This is a genomic window from Acidovorax sp. SDU_ACID1 (assembly GCF_045291395.1).
GTDB lineage: Bacteria > Pseudomonadota > Gammaproteobacteria > Burkholderiales > Burkholderiaceae_C > MR-S7.
On the sequence record NZ_CP152342.1, the window covers coordinates 3,689,899 to 3,707,079 of the forward strand.

Here is a 17,181-nt window from a genome sequence, read left to right on the forward strand (position 1 = left end):
TTTCTCTCCAGTCCGCATCAGCGGATGATGGCGATCTTCTTGTGCAGGCGCTTCACGGTCCAGGACAGCGCGTAGCAGATGACGAAATAGACCACGGCGGCGGCGAGGTAGGCCTCGATGGGCCGGCCGAAGTTCTTGCCCGCGATCTCGAAGCCCTTGAGCATGTCGTAGGCGCCGATGGCGTAGACCAGCGAGGTGTCCTGGAACAGGATGATGGTCTGCGTGAGCAGCACGGGCAGCATGTTGCGGAACGCCTGCGGCAGCACGACGAGCTTCATGTTCTGCCCGTAGGTCATGCCCAGTGCCTGGCCCGCGAAGACCTGGCCGCGTGGGATGGACTGGATGCCGGCGCGCATGATCTCGCTGAAGTAGGCGGCCTCGAACGCGATGAAGGTGATGACGGCCGAGATCTCCGCGCCGATGGGCCGGCCGATGATCATGGGCACGAGCAGGAAGAACCACAGGATCACCATGACCAGCGGAATGGAACGCATGCCGTTGACGTAGATGGTCGCGGGCACGTCCAGCCATTTCTTGCCCGACAGGCGCATGAGCGCCAGCACCGTGCCCAGCGCGATGCCGCCCAGCGTGGCGATCACGGTGAGGGTGACGCTGAAGTAAAGGCCCTTGAGCACGAAGCTGGAGAACAGCTCCCAGGTGAAGAAGGACCAGTCGATGTTGAGGTTCATGTCAGTGTCCTCCCCCGCCTGCGGCAATCAGCCCCGGCACGCGCGTGCGCTTCTCGATGAAGGCCATGATGCGGTTGATGGCGAAGGCCGAGATCACATACAGCGCCGTGACGGCCAGGTAGATCTCCACGCCGCGCGCTGTCTCTTCCTGTGCCTGCATGGCGAACATAGTCAGTTCGGCCACCGAGACGGCGAACGCCACGGACGAGTTCTTGAACACGTTCATGGTCTCGCTGGTGAGCGGCGGGATGATGATGCGGAAGGCCATGGGCAGCAGCACATAGCGGTAATACTGGAACGTGGTGAAGCCCAGCGCCATGCCCGCATAGCGCTGGCCGCGCGGCAGCGCCTGGATGCCCGAGCGCACCTGCTCGGCGATACGCGCCGAGGTGAAGAAACCCAGCGCGAACACCACCAGCACGAAGCCCGGCAACGACTTCATCGCGGGAAACATGGCAGGCACCACGTGGTACCACACGAAGATGTGCACCAGCAGCGGGATGTTGCGGAACAGCTCGACCCAGGCATTGCCCAGGCGTACGACCCAGGGCCGGCCCTCGAGCGTGCGCAGCGTGCCGACGAGCGAGCCGACCACCAGCGCGATGACCAGCGACAGCAAGGAGACGGACACCGTCCAGCCCCAGGCCGACAGCATCCAGTCGAGGTAGGTCACGTCGCCGCCCTTGCCGAAGCAGCTCTGTCCGACCTCTTGGGTAATGGTGTCTTGGCAGAACACCTGCCATTCCCAGTTCATAGGAGCACCCTTTCAATTCATCTGACCATGCCGCCGCCGCAGGCATGCGCTGGCTGCGGCGGCAACAAAAAACGCCCCTTCCGGCCGTTTGGCAGAAGGGGCGATCCGGGCGGAAAGCCTCTTACTTGACTTCGTAGGACTCCATGGGCTTGTCGTTCGGATGGGCCCAGGCGTCCTTGGTGGCTTCGGACAGCGGCAGGCCGATCTTCACGTTGGCCGGCGGGATGGGCTGCATGAACCACTTGTCGTACAGCTTGGCCAGTGAGCCGTCGGCGATCTGGCGCTTGATGGAGTCGTCCACGGCCTTCTTGAAGGCGGGGTCGTCCTTGCGGATCATGCAGGCGATGGGCTCGACCGACAGCACTTCGCCGACGATCTTGTAGTCGGCAGGGCTCTTGGACTTGGAGATGTTGGCGGCCAGGATGGAGCCGTCCATGATGAAGGCGTCGGCGCGGCCGGTCTCCAGCATCAGGAAGCTGTCGGCGTGGTCCTTGCCCATGACTTCCTTGAAAGTCAGGCCGTCGGCGCGCTTGTTCTTGCGCAGGGTCTGCACCGAGGTCGTGCCGGTGGTGGTCACGATGGTCTTGCCGTTCAGGTCCTTGATGCCGGTGATGCCGGACTTGGCGTTCACGGCGATGCGCACTTCCTCCACGTAGGTGGTCACGGCGAAGGCCACTTCCTTCTGGCGGGCCGCGCTGTTGGTGGTGGAGCCGCACTCCATGTCCACCGTGCCGTTGGTCACCAGCGGGATGCGGTTCTGCGAGGTCACGGGCTGGTACTTGACTTCCATCTTGGACAGGCCGAGCTGCTTCTGGATGTCGTCCAGGATGCGCTCGCCCATTTCGGTGTGGAAGCCCACGTACTTGCCGTTGCCCAGGGTGTAGCCCAGGCCGGAGGACTCGCGCACGCCCAGCGTGACGGCGCCGCTGGACTTGATCTTGGCCAGCGTGTCGTTGGCCTGCGCGAACGCGCTGCCTGCAGCCAGGACGGTAATGGCGGCGGCCAGCAAATGCTTCTTCATGTGAAATCTCCTTGTGGGTGAAGCGGGTGACGAAGTGTAGTGAATCGGGCACCCGGGCCTGGACGGCAAGCCCAAGCCAGCGGGTCGAAGCGGTTCCTATTGTGCGTGTTCCGGGCCTTAGAAGGGGACCTCGTCGCTAGGGTATTTCCAGAAGTCCCGCAGCAAATAGCTCACGGGCAGGTTCAGCGCACGCTGCGTGGGCGGGATGGGGCGCATGAACCACCGGTCGTAGATCGCATAGATCTCGCGGCTGGAGATCAGGCGCCGCATCTCGGCGTCCACCAGCTTCTTGAATTCGTCGTCGCCCTTGGGCAGCATGATGGCCAGCGGCTCCGTGGTCACGAAGCGCCCCACCACCTTCAGCGCCTGGGGATCGGCGCGGTTGGAGGCCAGGCCGTAGAGCAGCACGTCGTCCATCACGAACGCGTCGGCCTCGCCCTTCTCGACCATGCGTACCGCGGCCTCGTGGTCGGGCGCCTCCACCATCTGGATGCGCATGAGCCGCTCGCGGTTGGCCTGCTCGGCGGCCTTCAGGGGCGTCGTGCCCTGGGTGGACACGAGCTTCCTGCCTTCCAGGTCCTCCATACGCTCCACCTTGCTCGCTGCCGGCACCAGCAGCCGCGCGCCGGTGATGAAGTGCGGGATGGTGAACGCCACGTCCTTGCGGCGCTCGGCGTTGTTGGTGGTGGAGCCGCATTCCATGTCGGCCTTGCCGGACTTCACCGCCTCGATGCGGTTGGAGGGCGTCACCTGCAGCATCTGCACGGGCATGTCCTTGCGGCCCGTCTTCTGGCGCACCACCTCGGCGATGCGCAGGCACAGGTCCACCGCATAGCCGACGGCCCGGCCTTCGTGGACATAGGAGAACGGCACCGACGACTCGCGGTGCGCGATGACCAGCGGCCCGCCCCCACGCACGCGGTCCAGCACGCCCTCGGCTTGCGCGAGGGTGCTGCACGCCGAGGCGGCCAGCAGGGCCAGCAGGTACCCGAATCTCATGGGGAAATGTCTCCGAGGCCAGGACGATGCGCCCATGCGGGCAACTCGCCTTTGAATCGTTTGGAATGGGGTGCGACTGTAATGGCGCGCTCCGCCGCCATCCAATGCCGATGATGGGACTTCATATGCGCATCCCGCATGTACTGTCAGATGGGCTTGTGCCCGCTGTCGCGCGCCTGCAGATACGCCCACAGCGACTGCGCCAAACCCTTGGCCGGCTCCTTGCGCGAGGGTTTTTCCCGGTAGACGCGCACATCCATCACCATTTGCAGGCTGTCCACGCCGGGCGGCACGGCACTCACCAGCTTGCGCGAGCGCAGTTCCTTCTTCACCGCGCTGTGCGGCAGGAAGGCCACGCCGTGGCCTTCGAGCGCCATGGCCTTCAGCCCCTCGGCCATGTCGGTCTCGTACACGCGCTCCAGGTGGATGGCCGTGCCCGCCTGCTTGAGAATCAGCTCCGTCACCCGGCCCAGATAGGCGCCAGGCGCATAGCCCAGGTACGGCAGCGGCTGGCCAGGGCGCCCGGGCAGGCAGTGGATCGGCTGCCCGTCGGCATCGGCCTTGGCATAGGGCGCCAGCGACTCCTGGCCCAGGCTGACCATCTCGTAGCGCTCCGAATCGAGCTGGAACGGCTGCGACGGGTGGTGGTAGGCGATGAGCAGGTCGCAGCCGCCTTCGACGAGGCGCATCACCGCGTCGTGCACGTTCAGCGCGATGAGCCGGCTCTTGAGCGGGCCGAAGTCCTCGCGCAGGCTGGACACCCAGGCCGGGAAGAAGGTGAACGCCAGCGTGTGCGGCACCGCGAACTCCACCATGTCGGTGCCCGCGCTGGTGTGCGCGCGCAGCATGGCGCGGGTGTTCTGCAGGGCCTGCAGCACTTCCAGTGCCTGGTCGTACAGCGTGTTGCCAGCGGCGGTGAGCCGCGTGGGGTAGGAACTGCGGTCCACCAGATCGGTGCCGGCCCAGGCTTCCAGCGCCTGGATGCGGCGCGAAAACGCCGGCTGCGTCACGTGGCGCAGTTGCGCGGAGCGGCTGAAGCTGCGCGTCTCGGCCAGGCTGACGAAATCCTCAAGCCATTTGGTTTCCATGGAGCCGCATTATCGTGCCGGGAATGCCGCCCCGGCCCCCTGCACAGAGGGAAGACTCAGGGAACACCCTTGCCCGGAGCCGCCGGGATCTGCATGCAAAATGGAGTGCTGCCGCGCCCCAAGCACGGCTCCCCCGTCAAGGCTCCCGGTGCACAACGCTGGCGGGCTGCAGTGGTTTGTCTTCCATGTTCGACTTTTCTGCTTCCTGCCCCCATGTCCTCCCACCCCTCTCCCGGGCCGGCCGACGATGCCGCAGCCCCGGATGGCGCGCCCACGTCCCCCTCCTCTAGCGACGAACCCCGCTCCCTGCGCATCGAGGACTGGCTCACCGTCATCGTCATGGCGCTGCTGGCGCTCATCACGTTCGCCAACGTGCTCGTGCGCTACTTCACCAGTTCCTCCTTCGCCTGGACGGAGGAGATCTCCATCTTCCTGATGATCGTGCTGGCCTTGGTGGCCGGCTCGGCCGCCGTGGCGCGCGACCGCCACATCCGCATCGAGTTCTTCTGCGAAAGCGGCTCCGCCGCACGCCGGCGCTTCCTGGCGCAGCTGGGCGCGCTGATGGTGGCGCTGCTCTTCGCGCTGATCGCGGCGCTGTCGGTGCGCGTGGTGTGGGACGATTTCCGCTACGAGGAGACCTCGCCCGGCATCGGCGTGCCGCAATGGTGGTACTCGGTGTGGCTGCCCGTGCTGTCGCTGCTCATCACCTGGCGTGCCGTGGGCCTGTTCATCCGCCGCTCGCGCCAGAGCGACGTCGAGTTCCTGGGCGATGACAGCCAGGAGCGCCAGCCATGATCGCCACGCTGCTCTTCGTCGCCTTCCTGGTGCTGATGTTCGTGGGCGTGCCCATCGGCGCGGCGCTGGGCCTGGCGGGCGCGGCCTGCATCGCGCTGGCCAATGCCGACGCGCAGTGGTTCGGCCTGCTGGCCGTGCCGCAGAACTTCTACGCCGGGCTGGGCAAGTACCCGCTGCTGGCCATCCCCATGTTCGTGCTCGTGGGCTCGATCTTCGACCGCTCGGGCGTGGCGCTGCGCCTGGTCAACTTCGCCGTGGCCATCGTGGGGCGCGGCCCCGGCATGCTGCCGCTGGTGGCGATCGCCGTGGCCATGTTCCTGGGCGGCATCTCGGGCTCGGGGCCGGCCAACGCGGCGGCCGTGGGCGGCGTGATGATCGCGGCCATGAGCCGCGCGGGCTACCCCGGCAGCTTCTCGGCCAGCGTGGTGGGCGCGGCTGCGGCCACGGACATCCTGATCCCGCCCTCGGTGGCCTTCATCATCTACTCGGTGCTGGTGCCCACGGCGTCGGTGCCGGCGCTGTTCGCGGCCGGCATGGTGCCGGGCGTGCTGGCGGGCGTGGCACTGATCGCCCCGGCCGTGTGGATGGCCCGCAAGCACAAGATGGGCGCGCTCGAATCGTCCATGCCGCGCCCGCCGTTCTGGAAGAGCCTCAAGGAAGCCTCCTGGGGCCTGGCTGCGCCGGTGCTGATCCTGGGCGGCATGCGCGCGGGCTGGTTCACGCCCACCGAGGCGGCCGTGGTGGCCGTGTTCTACGGCCTGTTCGTGGGCATGGTGGTCTACCGCACCATCGGGGTGCGCGACCTGTACGTGATCCTGCGCGAGGCCGGCGAGCTGTCGGCCGTGATCCTGCTGGTGGTGTCGCTGGCGGGCATTTTCGCGTTCTCGCTGTCCACGCTGGGCGTGATCGACCCGGTGGCCAAGGCCATCGTGAACTCGGGCCTGGGCGAATACGGCGTGCTGTCGCTGCTGATCCTGCTGCTCATCACCGTGGGCATGTTCCTGGACGGCATCTCCATCTTCCTGATCTTCGTGCCGCTGCTGCTGCCCATCATGAACCACTACGGCTGGGACCCGGTGTGGTTCGGCGTGATCCTCACGCTGAAGGTGGCGCTGGGCCAGTTCACTCCGCCGCTGGCCGTGAACCTGATGGTGTCGTGCCGCATCGCCGGCGTGCGCATGGAATCCACCGTGCGCTGGGTCGGCCCCATGCTGCTGGCCATGTTCCTGGTGATGGTGGCCGTGATCGCTTTCCCGCAACTGGCCCTGTGGCTGCCCCATTACCTGGGCTATTGAAAATTTTCCAAGGAGACCAACCCATGAAACTGCGTACTTTCCTCGCATCCGCCGTGGCTGCGGCCGCTGCCCTCACCGTCGCCGCACCGGCGATAGCGCAAAGCAACTACAAGAGCGAATACCGCCTGTCGCTGGTGCTGGGCCCGCCCACGCCCTGGGGCATGGCCGGCCAGATCTGGGCCGACCTGGTCAAGGAGCGCACGCAGGGCCGCATCAACATCAAGCTCTACCCCGGCGTGTCGCTGATCCAGGGCGACCAGACGCGCGAGTTCTCCGCGCTGCGCCAGGGCGTGATCGACATGGCCGTGGGCTCGACCATCAACTGGTCGCCGCAGGTCAAGCAGCTCAACCTGTTCTCGCTGCCCTTCCTGATGCCCGACTACGCCGCCGTGGACGCGCTCACGCAGGGCGAGGTGGGCAAGGAGATCTTCAAGACGCTGGACAAGGCCGGCGTCGTGCCGCTGGCCTGGGGCGAGAACGGCTACCGCGAGATCACCAACTCCAAGCGCGCCATCGAGAAGCCCGAGGACTTGAAGGGCATGAAGATCCGCGTGGTGGGCTCGCCCATCTTCGCCGACATGTTCACCGCCCTGGGCGCCAACCCCACGCAGATGAGCTGGGCCGACGCGCAGCCGGCCCTGTCCAGCGGCGCGGTGGACGGGCAGGAGAACCCGCTGTTCCTCTTCACCGTGCTGAAGATGCACACCGTCGGCCAGAAGTTCGTGACCACCTGGGGCTACATGGCCGACCCGCTGGTGTTCGTGGTCAACAAGGACATCTGGAACAGCTGGACGCCGGCCGACCGCGACATCGTTCGCCAGGCCGCCGTGGACGCGGGCAAGCAGGAGATCGTGCTGGCGCGCAAGGGCCTGGTGGAAGCCGGCAAGCCCCTGCTCAAGGACATCGCCGGCATGGGCGTAACCGTCACGCAGCTCACGCCCGCGCAGCGCGAAGTCTTCGTGAAGGCCACCCGCCCCGTCTACGACAAGTGGAAGCCCACCATCGGCACCAACCTCGTGGACATGGCGGAAAAGGCCATCGCCGCGCGCAAGCAATAAAACGCAACTACCAAAACGATAGCTGCCCGCGCTTGCTGCGGGCCGGTTTCAAGGCAAAAGACTTTGAAATCGGCTGGCATCAAGCGCCGGCAGCTCCTTTTTCATAGCTCCCTTTCTTCTTTCATGACTGAACTGCTGGATCTCTACCGCACCATGGTGCGCATCCGCGCGTTCGAAGACGCCGCGGAGGCCGCCAGCCAGGGCGGCGTGACCTGGGGCGGCGCGGCCACGGGCAAGGCGTCGGAGGTGCGCGTCAAGGGCCCGCTGCACCTGTCCACCGGTCAGGAGGCCGTCGCCGCGGGCGTGTGCCAGCACCTGGGGCCGCGCGACCTGCTCACCTCCACCCACCGCGGCCACGGCCACACGCTGGCCAAGGGCGCGGACGCCACGCGCATGATGTGCGAGCTGTTCGGCCGCGCCAGCGGCTACAACGGCGGCAAGGGCGGCTCCATGCACATCGCCGACTTCTCCGTGGGCATGCTGGGCGCCAACGGCGTCGTCACCGCCGGGCTGCCCATCGCCGTGGGCGCGGCCCATGCGCTCAAGCTCCAGGACCAGGAGGCCATCGCCGTCAGCTTCTTTGGCGACGGCGCCATCAACCGCGGCCCCTTCCTCGAAGCGCTGAACTGGGCCCAGGTCTACCACCTGCCCGTGCTCTTCGTCTGCGAGGACAACCGCATCTCCGCCACCACCCGCTCCGCGCCCATGACCGCCGGCACGCAGGCCGCGAGCGCGCGCGCAGAGAGCCTGGGCATCCCCGCCACGCGCGTGGACGGCAACGACGTGGAGGCCGTGAGCAGCGCCGCGCGCCGCCTCATCGCGGAGATCCGCGCCGGCGGCGGCCCGCGCCTGCTGCACGCCCTCACCTACCGCCAGAAGGGCCACGTCTCCGTCGACCCCGCCACCTACCGCGACCCGCAGGAGGTGGCCGAGGCGCTCAAGGACGACCCCATCGCCCGCGCCCGCGAATGCCTGCACGCGCGCGGCCTGACCGAGCAGGCCGAGCGCATCGAGGCCGAGGCCCGCCAGGAGATCGAGGCCGCCCTGGCCGCCGCCGCCGCCGCCCCCGTGCCGCAAGCCGCCGACGCCTACACCGACGTGGTGACCATCGGCGAAGGGGCCTGGAAATGACCGCCACCGCCATGCAACCACGCACCCTCACCTACGCGCAGGCCGCAGCTCTCGCCCTGCAGGAAGCCATGCAGGCCAGCCCCCACGTGATCGCCATGGGCGAAGACCTGGGGCGCGGCGGCGTCTTCGGCCAGTACCGCACGCCCGAAGGCCGCACCCTGGCCGACGTGTTCGGCACCGACCGCGTGATCGACACGCCCATCTCCGAAGCCACCATCATGGGCGCCGGCGTCGGCATGGCGCTCGCGGGCCTGCAGCCCGTGGTCGAGATGCGCGTGGCCGACTTCGCGCTGTGCGCCATCGACGAGCTGGTCAACCAGGCCGCCAAGAACCGCTACATGTTCGGCGGCCAGGGCCGCGTGCCGCTGGTCGCGCGTCTGCCCATCGGCATCTGGACGGCATCGGCCGCGCAGCACTCGCAGTCGTTCGAATCGTGGTTCGCCCACGTGCCGGGCCTGGTCGTCGTCGCGCCCTCCACGCCCGCCGACAACTACGGGCTGCTCAAGGCCGCTCTCGCCTGCGGCGACCCCGTGGTCTACATGGAGCACAAGGAGCTGTGGGGCCTGCAGGGCGAGGTGGACGGCGCGCCGGTGGAACTCGGCCAATGCCGCGTCGCCCACCAGAGCGCCGCGGCGGGCGACCTCACCATCGTCTCCTGGTCGCGCCAGGTGCACGCCTGCGTGGACGCCGCGCGCCAGCTGGCCGCGCAGGGCATCCACGCCGAGGTGCTCGACCTGCGCACCATCTGGCCCTGGGACCGCGAGGCGGTGCTGGCCAGCAGCGCCCGCACCGGCCGCCTGCTGGTGGTGCACGAAGCCGTGCAGGCCGCGGGCTTCGGCGCAGAGGTGGCCGCCACCGTGGCCGAGCACACCGGCGCCCGCGTCGCCCGCCTGGGCGCGCCGCGCATCCCCGTGGGCTACGCGCAGACGCTGGAGGCCGAATCGCGCATCGGCGAGGCGCAGATCGTGCAGGCCGCGCGGCGGCTGCAGGGGAAGTAAGGGGCGGAAGCTCTCTTATTGATAGCTGCTGGCGCTTTACCACCAAACGCTAGCGGCCATTTTCGCCACTGGTCTGCTGCATGGCCCACATGCGGGCATACCGTCCGCCCTGGGCCAGCAGCGCCGCGTGCGTACCGCGCTCCACGATGCGGCCCGCGTCCATCACCAGGATCTCGTGCGCATCCACCACCGTGGACAGGCGGTGCGCGATCACCAGCGCGGTCTTGTTCTGCGCGGCGCTGCGCAGCTCGGCCTGGATGGCGCGCTCGTTGGCCGAATCCAGGGCGCTGGTCGCTTCGTCGAAGATCAGGATGGGCGGGTTCTTGAGCAGCGTGCGGGCGATGGCCACGCGCTGCTTCTCGCCGCCCGAGAGCTTCAGGCCGCGCTCACCCACCATGGTGTCGTAGCCCTTGGGCGTGGCGGCGATGAAGCCGTGGATGTGCGCCCCGCGGGCGGCGGCCTCCACCTCCGCACGGCTGGCGCCGGGGCGGCCGTAGGCGATGTTGTATTCCACCGTGTCGTTGAACAGCACCGTGTCCTGCGGCACGATGCCGATCGCCTGGCGCACGCTGGCCTGGGTGACGGCGCGGATGTCCTGTCCCGCGATAGTGATGCGGCCCTGCTGGATGTCGTAGAAGCGGAACAGCAGGCGCGAGAGGGTGCTCTTGCCCGCGCCCGAAGGGCCGACCACGGCCACGGTCTTGCCCGCCGGGATCTCGAAGCTCACGCCGTGCAGGATGGGGCGGCTGGGCTCGTAGGCGAAATGCACGTCCTCGAAGCGCACCGCAGGCTGCCCGTCCAGCGCCAGGGGTTGGGCGCCGGGCGCGTCGGCCACCTCGCGCTCGCGGTCCATCAGGGTGAACATGCGGTCCAGGTCGGTCAGGCTCTGCTTGATCTCGCGGTAGATCACGCCCAGGAAGTTGAGCGGGATGTAGAGCTGGATCATGAAGGCGTTGACCATAACCAGGTCGCCCAGCGTCAGGCGCCCGTCGACCACTCCCTGCGTGGCGCGCCAGAGCATGGCGACCAGCGCCGTGGCGATGATGAGCTGCTGGCCGGTGTTGAGCAGCGAGAGCGTGGTCTGGCTCTTGAGCCGCGCGCGGCGCAGGCGCTCCAGGCTCTCGTCGTAGCGGCGGGCCTCGAAGGCCTCGTTGTTGAAGTACTTGACGGTTTCGTAGTTCAGCAGCGAATCCACGGCCTTGGTGTGCGCGGCGGAGTCGAACTCGTTGGCCTGGCGGCGGAACTGCGTGCGCCATTCGGTCACTGTGACGGTGAACACGATATAGATGCCCAGCGCCGCCAGCGTGATGCCGGCAAACCAGGCGTCGAACTTCACGGCCAGGATGCCGAGCACCAGCGCCACCTCGATCAGCGTGGGCAGGATGCTGTAGAGCGAGTACGAGATCAGCGACTCGATGCCGCGCACGCCGCGCTCGATGTCGCGCGTCATGCCACCGGTCTGGCGCTCCAGGTGGAAGCGCAGGCTGAGCGCGTGCAGATGCTCGAAGGTACTCAGTGCAATGCTGCGCGCCGCGCCCTGCGTGGCCTTGGCGAAGACCAGCTCGCGCAGTTCGGTGAAGAGCGAGGTGGCCAGGCGCAGGCCGCCATAGGCCAGCAGCAGCCCCGCGGGCACGACGAGCAGCGCCATGGGGTCGCCGGGCTTGAGCGACAGGGCGTCCACCAGGTTCTTGAGCAGCACCGGCACGCCCACGTTGGCGACCTTCGCGCCCACCATGAAGGCCAGCGCGGCGAGCACGCGCCACTTGTATTCCCAGAGGTAGGGCAGCAGGCGGCGCAGGGCCGCCCAGTCGGAGCTTCCCGGCGGGGAGGGAGGAAGGGGGAATCGCCACCGCGGCGCATGGGGGACAATCGTTGTTTTACTGCCTGCCATTGTGCCCATGACCGACGATTCCATCCGCCCCCACGCCACATTGCCCACCGACAAGGAACTGGTGCTGAAGGTCATCCCCATGCCCGCCGACACCAACGGCAATGGCGACATCTTCGGCGGCTGGGTGATGGCGCAGGTGGACCTGGCGGGCGCCGTGCTGCCCGCTCGGCTGGTGCAGGGCCGCATGGCCACCGTGGCCGTGAAGGAGTTCGTCTTCAAGCAGCCAGTGCGCGTGGGCGACATCCTCTCGCTCTATTCGAGCGTGGTGCGCGTGGGTCGCACCTCGGTCACCGTGGACGTGGAGGTCTACGCCGAGGGCTTCCACGCCCAGGGCCAGTACGTGAAGGTGACCGAGGCGCTGCTGACCTACGTGGCCATCGACGACGAAGGCCGCCCGCGCGAGATTCCCCGTCCCCAATGAACAACGGGAGCCCAAGGGCTCCCGTCGTGGTGTGAGCGCGAAGCCGCGTCAGGCCGCCGCGAGCGCCGGGGACGGCGCGGAAGAGGACTGGCTCTGCCGGCCGCCGCCGCCCACGCCGACCTCGATCTCGCCCGAGAGCTGGCCGCCCTCCTCGATCACCACCTTGCCGTAGCGGATCTTGCCGCTGACCTTGCCCGTGCTGTGGATCACCAGCTTCTGGCGCACGGTGAGCGCGCCGTCGAACTCGCCATGGATCTCGGCGATGTCGATCTCCGCGGAGCCGCGGAACGCCCCCTGCTCGGCGATGTGGATCACGCGCGAATCCATCGTGGCCTCCACCGTGCCCTCCACCACCAGGGTGTCGCAGTCCGTGATCTCCACGCCCTTGAGCTTGATGTTCGGGCCCACGGTGAGCTTGCTGCCGCCTTCTGTGGTAGCGGGAGTGGTGCTGCTGGCGGGGGTGGCGGGCTTGGTCACGGCACTGGTGCTGGGGGTGGTCGATCCGCCCAGAACGGACGAAGGCTGGCGCGGCTGGAATGCATCGGGTTCGCGTTTGCCAAAGAAGGGGTTTTGCACGGCCATCGGTTCTCCTTGAAAAGACCCGCCCATGCTAGAAGCCGTGCCGCGGCGAAACCGCCCCTGTTACGCAAGAACGGTAACCAAACCGCTCTATCGTTGCATGCACTTGCAGGGCTTACGCGACGATGTAGGCTGCAGAACCTGCCGACATCAACTCACCCTGCGGCCCCAGGAATTCCATGCGCGTGCTGGCCACGCGCGAGCCCAGGCGCAGCACCTCGGCGCGCAGCGTGAAGTGACTGCCGATGCCGGGGCGCAGGTAATCGATGCGCAGGTCGATGGTGCCCAGCTTGGAGAAGCGGTGCAGGCGCTGCAGCGGCGGGTCTTCCATGTGCTTGGCGCCGATGGCAGCCATGACGGCCAGCCCGCCCATGGCGTCCAGCCCCGCGCTGATGACGCCGCCGTGCATGCGGTTGTAGACGAAGTGCCCCACTAGTTCCGGACGCATGTCGATGCGGCCTGCGACGTGGCCGGGCTCCAGTTCGGTGATGCGCAGGCCGATCAGGCGGTTGAAGGGAATCTTCTCTTCGAAGATGTCCTTCAGGCCGGCAATGAACTCGGGCTCGAAGACGACAGGCGATGGGACGGACTTGGTCATCGGTGACTATCAAAAAAGGAGCTTCCAGCGCTTGTCAGTAAAGCGCTGGGGCCTGTTTTCTATGCAAGCTCAGCACTTGCTGAAGTCCGGGCGCCGCTTTTCCATGAACGCCGAGAAGGCCTCCTTGGCGGCGGGCCCGCCCATCAGGTGGCCGAAGCTCAGGCCTTCCTCGTCCATGCGCTCACGCACCTGCGCTGCCTGGCCGGCCTTCATCAGGCGCTTGGTCTCGATGAGCGCCGTCAGCGGCTTGGCTGCCAGCTTGCGCGCCTGTGCCTGGGCCAGCGCGTTGCATTCCGCGGGCGGCACCACGCGGTTGACCAGGCCCACCTCCAGCGCGGCCTCGGCCATGAAGGGCTCGCCCAGCAGCAGCGCCTCGGCTGCGCGGTGGTAGCCCAGCATCTGCGGCAGCAGCAGGCTCGACGCGGCCTCGGGGCACAGGCCCAGGTTCACGAAGGGCAGCGAGAAGGCGGCGTTGTCGCCCGCGTAGACCAGGTCGCAGTGCAGCAGCAGCGTGGTGCCGATGCCCACGGCCGGGCCGCAGACGGCGGCGACCAGCGGCTTGGGGAAGGCGGCGAGCAGGTGCAGGAAGCGCCACACGGGGCGCTCGCCGTCGGGCTGCGGCACCCCTGCGGCCGACTGGCGCAGGAAGTCGCCGATGTCGTTGCCCGCGCTGAAGATGGCCATGTCGCCCTGGAACACCACGCAGCGCACGGCGGCGTCCTGCGCGGCCGCGGCCAGCGTGTCGGCCATGGCGGCGTACATGGCCTCGGTGAGGGAGTTCTTCTTGTCGGCGCGGTTGAGGGTGATGGTGGTCACGCCGGCTTCGGTGTGGACCAGGATGTCCTGTGTGCTCATGGTGCGGTTCATTCCTTGTAGTAGACGATCTGGTGGCTGGTGGCCAGCAGCGCGCCGGCCTCGTTCCACAGCTGCGCGGTCTGGTCGAAGAAGCCGTTGCGGAACTCCTGCGCGCGGGCCTGGCCCAGCAGGTAGCCCGCGCCGGTCTGCGCCAGCAGCGCGCTGCCGGCGTGGAAATAGACGGTGATGGACACGGTGCCCGCAGGCACCTGGCGCGCGCGGCGCAGCCAGACGCGGGGGAAGAAGATGTCGGCCATGGCCGCCAGCGCGCAGAAGTCGAGCGGCCGTGCGGGCGCGTCGCGCATCCACAGCTGCGACAGGCTGCTCTCGCCGCCGCCGTCCCACTGCGCGGGCAGGCTGCCGGCCACGGGGCGCATCTCGTAGCGCCGCAGCCATTCCACGGGGAAGGCGGGCGGGATGGCCTTGCACTGCGCCGGCGCGGGCACGGAGGGCATGGGCGTGTCGGCCGCGCCCCAGGTCTCGCGGCGCGCGGCCGTGACCACGGTGGCCGTGGTGGTGACCACGGGCGCACCTTCGGCATCGGGCTGCAGGACGGACAGCGTCCAGTGCTGCGTGGAGCGGTTGGTACGTACCGGCGTGGCCTGCAGCGTGAACGGCCCCTGCGTCAGCGCGCCGGCGTAGTTCACGGTGAGCGACAGCGGCTCGCCCAGCAGATCCGGGTGCTGCAGCACGGCCTGCAGCAGCGTGGCCGCGGTGACGCCGCCGAACGGCCCCACCATGTTCCAGTAGGCTGGCGTGGTGCGCCCTTCGTATTGCCCGGGCGCGGCGGAGGTGAGCGCCAGCGCATCGTCCAGGGGATGAATGCTGTGGTGGTGTGCGGTGGTCATAGACGTGCGAGTGTGCCGCGAAACCTGCGGCTACGGTGTCGCGCCCGTCCAGCCCGCCAGCACCGCGGCCGCGCGCGGCCACAGACTCTGCGCGAACTGTGCGCGGAAGAAGCCGAAGTGCCCGATGCGCCGCGCCTGCACGTCCTGCGGCGCCACGCGCTCGACGCTGCGCGGCGCGTTGGCGTACAGGTTCACCAGGTTGTGCGTGCCGCGCCAGGTCATGAGCTCGTCATCGCTCATGGACAGCGCCCGCACCGGAAAGCGCACGGCCGCATAGCTGCGCGCGGCGGACTCGCCCTCGGCGCCCACGCTGTACTGCGGGTGCAGGCACCAGCGGCGCCACTGCAGCACCACGCCGGCGGGCAGGTCGCCCACCTTGCGCAGGCGCCGCCCGGGGAAGTAGCCGCACAGGCGCGTGGCCAGCGGCACCAGCACGTGCCAGAAATAGAGCACCACGCGGCGCAGGCGCGGCGCGTTGTCGCGCCAGTAGCCGCTGCCCGCGGCGATGGACAGCAGCCCGTCCACCTGCTGCGGCGCGCGCAACAGGCCCGGCAGCTGCGCGCCCAGGCTGTGGCCCAGCAGGAACAGCGGCCGGCCGGGCTGCAGCGCCTTGGCGTGGGCGATCACGGCCTCGTAGTCGCGCGCCCAGTCCGTCAGATTGGCGCGCACCTCGCGCATCGGGCCCCGCAGCGAATCGCCGTGGCCCCGGTAGTCGAAGGTGGTCACCTGGTAGCCCTGGCCGGCGAGCCAGGTGGCGAAGTCCTCGTAGAAGCTCTGGCGCACGCCCATCGCGCCGCCGATCACCACGCTGGCCACCACGTCGGCGCTGGGCGCATACACGCGCAGCGCCAGCGGCGCGGCGCCTTCCACCGGAAGGGCGAGGGTTTGCATGCCTGTCTCCTGGGTCGCCGTGGCGCCGCTTCTGGCGGCAGCGCGCACGGTGGGTATGCGTTACACGCGCTCGAAGATGCCGGCCGCGCCCTGCCCCATGCCCACGCACATCGTGACCATGCCGTACTGCAGGTTCTTGCGGCGCAGCGCATGCACCACCGTGGCCGAACGGATCGCGCCCGTGGCGCCCAGCGGGTGGCCCAGGGCGATGGCGCCGCCCATCGGATTCACCTTGGCCGGGTCGAGCCCGAGCGTGTTGACCACGGCGAGCGACTGGGCCGCGAAGGCTTCGTTCAGCTCATACCAGCCGATGTCGTCGGCTTTCAGGCCCGCATAGCGCAGCGCGGCGGGGATCGCCTCGATGGGGCCGATGCCCATGATGCTGGGCGGCACGCCCTTGCTGGCGAAGCTCACGAAACGCGCCAGCGGCGTGAGGCCGAAGCGCTTGACCGCGTCGCCGCTCGCCAGGATCAGCGCGCCCGCGCCGTCGCTGGTCTGCGAGCTGTTGCCCGCCGTGACGGTGCCGCGCGCAGCGAACACGGTCTTGAGCTTGCCCAGCCCTTCCAGCGTGGTGTCGGGGCGCGGGCCCTCGTCCAGGCCCACGGTGCGGGTCGTGGCAACCACTTCGCCCGTGGCCAAGTCGGCCGTGCGGTCGGTCACTTCGATGGGGGTGATCTCGTCGGCGAACTCGCCCGCCTGCTGCGCGGCGATGGCGCGGCGGTGCGATTCGAGCGCAAAGGCGTCCTGCGCCTCGCGCGTCACCTTCCACTGCTGCGCCACCTTCTCGGCGGTGAGGCCCATGCCGTAGGCAATGCCCACGTCGCCGTCGCGCTCGAAGATGCTGGGCGAAAGCGAGGGGCTGTTGCCCATCATGGGCACCATGCTCATGCTCTCCACGCCGGCGGCGATCATCACCTCGGCCTCGCCCACGCGGATGCGGTCGGCCGCCATCGCCACGGCCGACAGGCCCGAGGCGCAGAAGCGGTTCACCGTGATGCCCCCCACGCTGGTGGGCAGGCCCGCGAGCACGGCGCCGATGCGCGCCACGTTCAGGCCCTGCTGCGCCTCGGGAATGGCGCAGCCGCAGATGATGTCTTCGATGGCCGCCGGGTCGAGCCCCGGCACCTGGGCCAGCGCGGCCTTCAGGATGGTGGCCAGCAGGTCGTCGGGCCGGTGGTTGCGCAGGTAGCCGCGGTGCGACTTGCCGATGGGCGTGCGCGTGGCGGCGACGATGTAGGCGTCTTGCACTTGCTTCATGGTCGTTGTCTCT

At 68.5% G+C, this 17,181-nt stretch carries 18 protein-coding genes; 6 read left to right on the forward strand and 12 right to left on the reverse strand.

Annotated elements, in window-relative coordinates; translation table 11 throughout:
- Positions 1 to 17: 17 nt before the first annotated feature.
- The 5 genes from AAG689_RS18145 to AAG689_RS18165 all read right to left on the reverse strand — a co-directional run bounded on the left by AAG689_RS18145 (position 18) and on the right by AAG689_RS18165 (position 4,551).
- Positions 18 to 689 (reverse strand): amino acid ABC transporter permease, encoded by a 672-nt coding sequence (locus AAG689_RS18145; RefSeq protein ID WP_020226537.1) that lies wholly within the window; start codon positions 687 to 689, stop codon positions 18 to 20.
- 1 nt (position 690) lies between these two features.
- Positions 691 to 1,443, reverse strand: a complete 753-nt coding sequence (locus tag AAG689_RS18150) for an amino acid ABC transporter permease (protein WP_020226536.1) — start codon at positions 1,441 to 1,443, stop codon at positions 691 to 693.
- A 121-nt stretch (positions 1,444 to 1,564) separates the two neighbouring features.
- The gene (locus AAG689_RS18155) at positions 1,565 to 2,464 is read right to left on the reverse strand and encodes an amino acid ABC transporter substrate-binding protein (RefSeq protein WP_020226535.1); all 900 of its coding nucleotides are present in this window, start codon (positions 2,462 to 2,464) and stop codon (positions 1,565 to 1,567) included.
- Between the two features lie 117 nt (positions 2,465 to 2,581).
- Entirely contained in the window at positions 2,582 to 3,463 is an 882-nt protein-coding gene (locus AAG689_RS18160; RefSeq protein ID WP_406623168.1) for an amino acid ABC transporter substrate-binding protein, read from the reverse strand.
- Positions 3,464 to 3,609: 146 nt separating this feature from the next.
- Complete coding sequence (locus AAG689_RS18165) at positions 3,610 to 4,551, reverse strand: LysR substrate-binding domain-containing protein (RefSeq protein ID WP_406623169.1); 942 nt, start codon at positions 4,549 to 4,551, stop codon at positions 3,610 to 3,612.
- Between the two features lie 213 nt (positions 4,552 to 4,764).
- Between AAG689_RS18165 and AAG689_RS18170 the strand changes: the two genes are divergently transcribed.
- From AAG689_RS18170 to AAG689_RS18190, 5 genes are all read left to right on the forward strand, one after another.
- Positions 4,765 to 5,346, forward strand: coding sequence for a TRAP transporter small permease (locus tag AAG689_RS18170; RefSeq protein ID WP_406623170.1), 582 nt, complete (start codon positions 4,765 to 4,767; stop codon positions 5,344 to 5,346).
- Complete coding sequence (locus tag AAG689_RS18175; RefSeq protein ID WP_406623171.1) at positions 5,343 to 6,641, forward strand: TRAP transporter large permease; 1,299 nt, start codon at positions 5,343 to 5,345, stop codon at positions 6,639 to 6,641. Before AAG689_RS18170 ends, AAG689_RS18175 begins: the two co-directional genes overlap by 4 nt.
- Positions 6,642 to 6,664: 23 nt before the next feature.
- Positions 6,665 to 7,699: a DctP family TRAP transporter solute-binding subunit gene (locus AAG689_RS18180; protein WP_406623172.1), complete on the forward strand. Its 1,035-nt coding sequence runs from the start codon at positions 6,665 to 6,667 to the stop codon at positions 7,697 to 7,699.
- A 123-nt stretch (positions 7,700 to 7,822) separates the two neighbouring features.
- On the forward strand, positions 7,823 to 8,830 hold the full coding sequence (locus AAG689_RS18185) for a thiamine pyrophosphate-dependent dehydrogenase E1 component subunit alpha (protein WP_406623173.1): 1,008 nt from the start codon (positions 7,823 to 7,825) through the stop codon (positions 8,828 to 8,830).
- Between the two features lie 11 nt (positions 8,831 to 8,841).
- Positions 8,842 to 9,828, forward strand: coding sequence for an alpha-ketoacid dehydrogenase subunit beta (locus AAG689_RS18190; RefSeq protein ID WP_406623174.1), 987 nt, complete (start codon positions 8,842 to 8,844; stop codon positions 9,826 to 9,828).
- 49 nt (positions 9,829 to 9,877) lie between these two features.
- On the opposite strand, the gene AAG689_RS18195 is transcribed toward AAG689_RS18190, so the two are convergent.
- Positions 9,878 to 11,719, reverse strand: a complete 1,842-nt coding sequence (locus tag AAG689_RS18195) for an ABCB family ABC transporter ATP-binding protein/permease (protein WP_406626371.1) — start codon at positions 11,717 to 11,719, stop codon at positions 9,878 to 9,880.
- 7 nt (positions 11,720 to 11,726) lie between these two features.
- Here AAG689_RS18195 and AAG689_RS18200 point away from each other — a divergent pair, with 7 nt between their 5' ends.
- A complete protein-coding gene (locus AAG689_RS18200; RefSeq protein WP_406623175.1) occupies positions 11,727 to 12,140 on the forward strand; it encodes an acyl-CoA thioesterase in 414 nt (137 codons plus the stop codon).
- Positions 12,141 to 12,188: 48 nt separating this feature from the next.
- On the opposite strand, the gene AAG689_RS18205 is transcribed toward AAG689_RS18200, so the two are convergent.
- The 6 genes from AAG689_RS18205 to AAG689_RS18230 all read right to left on the reverse strand — a co-directional run bounded on the left by AAG689_RS18205 (position 12,189) and on the right by AAG689_RS18230 (position 17,168).
- A complete protein-coding gene (locus AAG689_RS18205; RefSeq protein ID WP_020226525.1) occupies positions 12,189 to 12,722 on the reverse strand; it encodes a polymer-forming cytoskeletal protein in 534 nt (177 codons plus the stop codon).
- A gap of 112 nt (positions 12,723 to 12,834) precedes the next feature.
- Positions 12,835 to 13,317, reverse strand: a complete 483-nt coding sequence (locus AAG689_RS18210; protein ID WP_406623176.1) for a thioesterase family protein — start codon at positions 13,315 to 13,317, stop codon at positions 12,835 to 12,837.
- A gap of 69 nt (positions 13,318 to 13,386) precedes the next feature.
- Complete coding sequence (locus AAG689_RS18215) at positions 13,387 to 14,172, reverse strand: enoyl-CoA hydratase (RefSeq protein ID WP_406623177.1); 786 nt, start codon at positions 14,170 to 14,172, stop codon at positions 13,387 to 13,389.
- Between the two features lie 8 nt (positions 14,173 to 14,180).
- A complete protein-coding gene (locus AAG689_RS18220; protein ID WP_406623178.1) occupies positions 14,181 to 15,020 on the reverse strand; it encodes an acyl-CoA thioesterase in 840 nt (279 codons plus the stop codon).
- A 30-nt stretch (positions 15,021 to 15,050) separates the two neighbouring features.
- Positions 15,051 to 15,911, reverse strand: coding sequence for an alpha/beta fold hydrolase (locus AAG689_RS18225; RefSeq protein WP_406623179.1), 861 nt, complete (start codon positions 15,909 to 15,911; stop codon positions 15,051 to 15,053).
- 60 nt (positions 15,912 to 15,971) lie between these two features.
- Positions 15,972 to 17,168 carry an acetyl-CoA C-acyltransferase gene (locus AAG689_RS18230; RefSeq protein WP_406623180.1) on the reverse strand — a complete coding sequence of 399 codons (1,197 nt, stop codon included), beginning with the start codon at positions 17,166 to 17,168 and terminating at the stop codon, positions 15,972 to 15,974.
- Between the last annotated feature and the right edge of the window lie 13 nt (positions 17,169 to 17,181).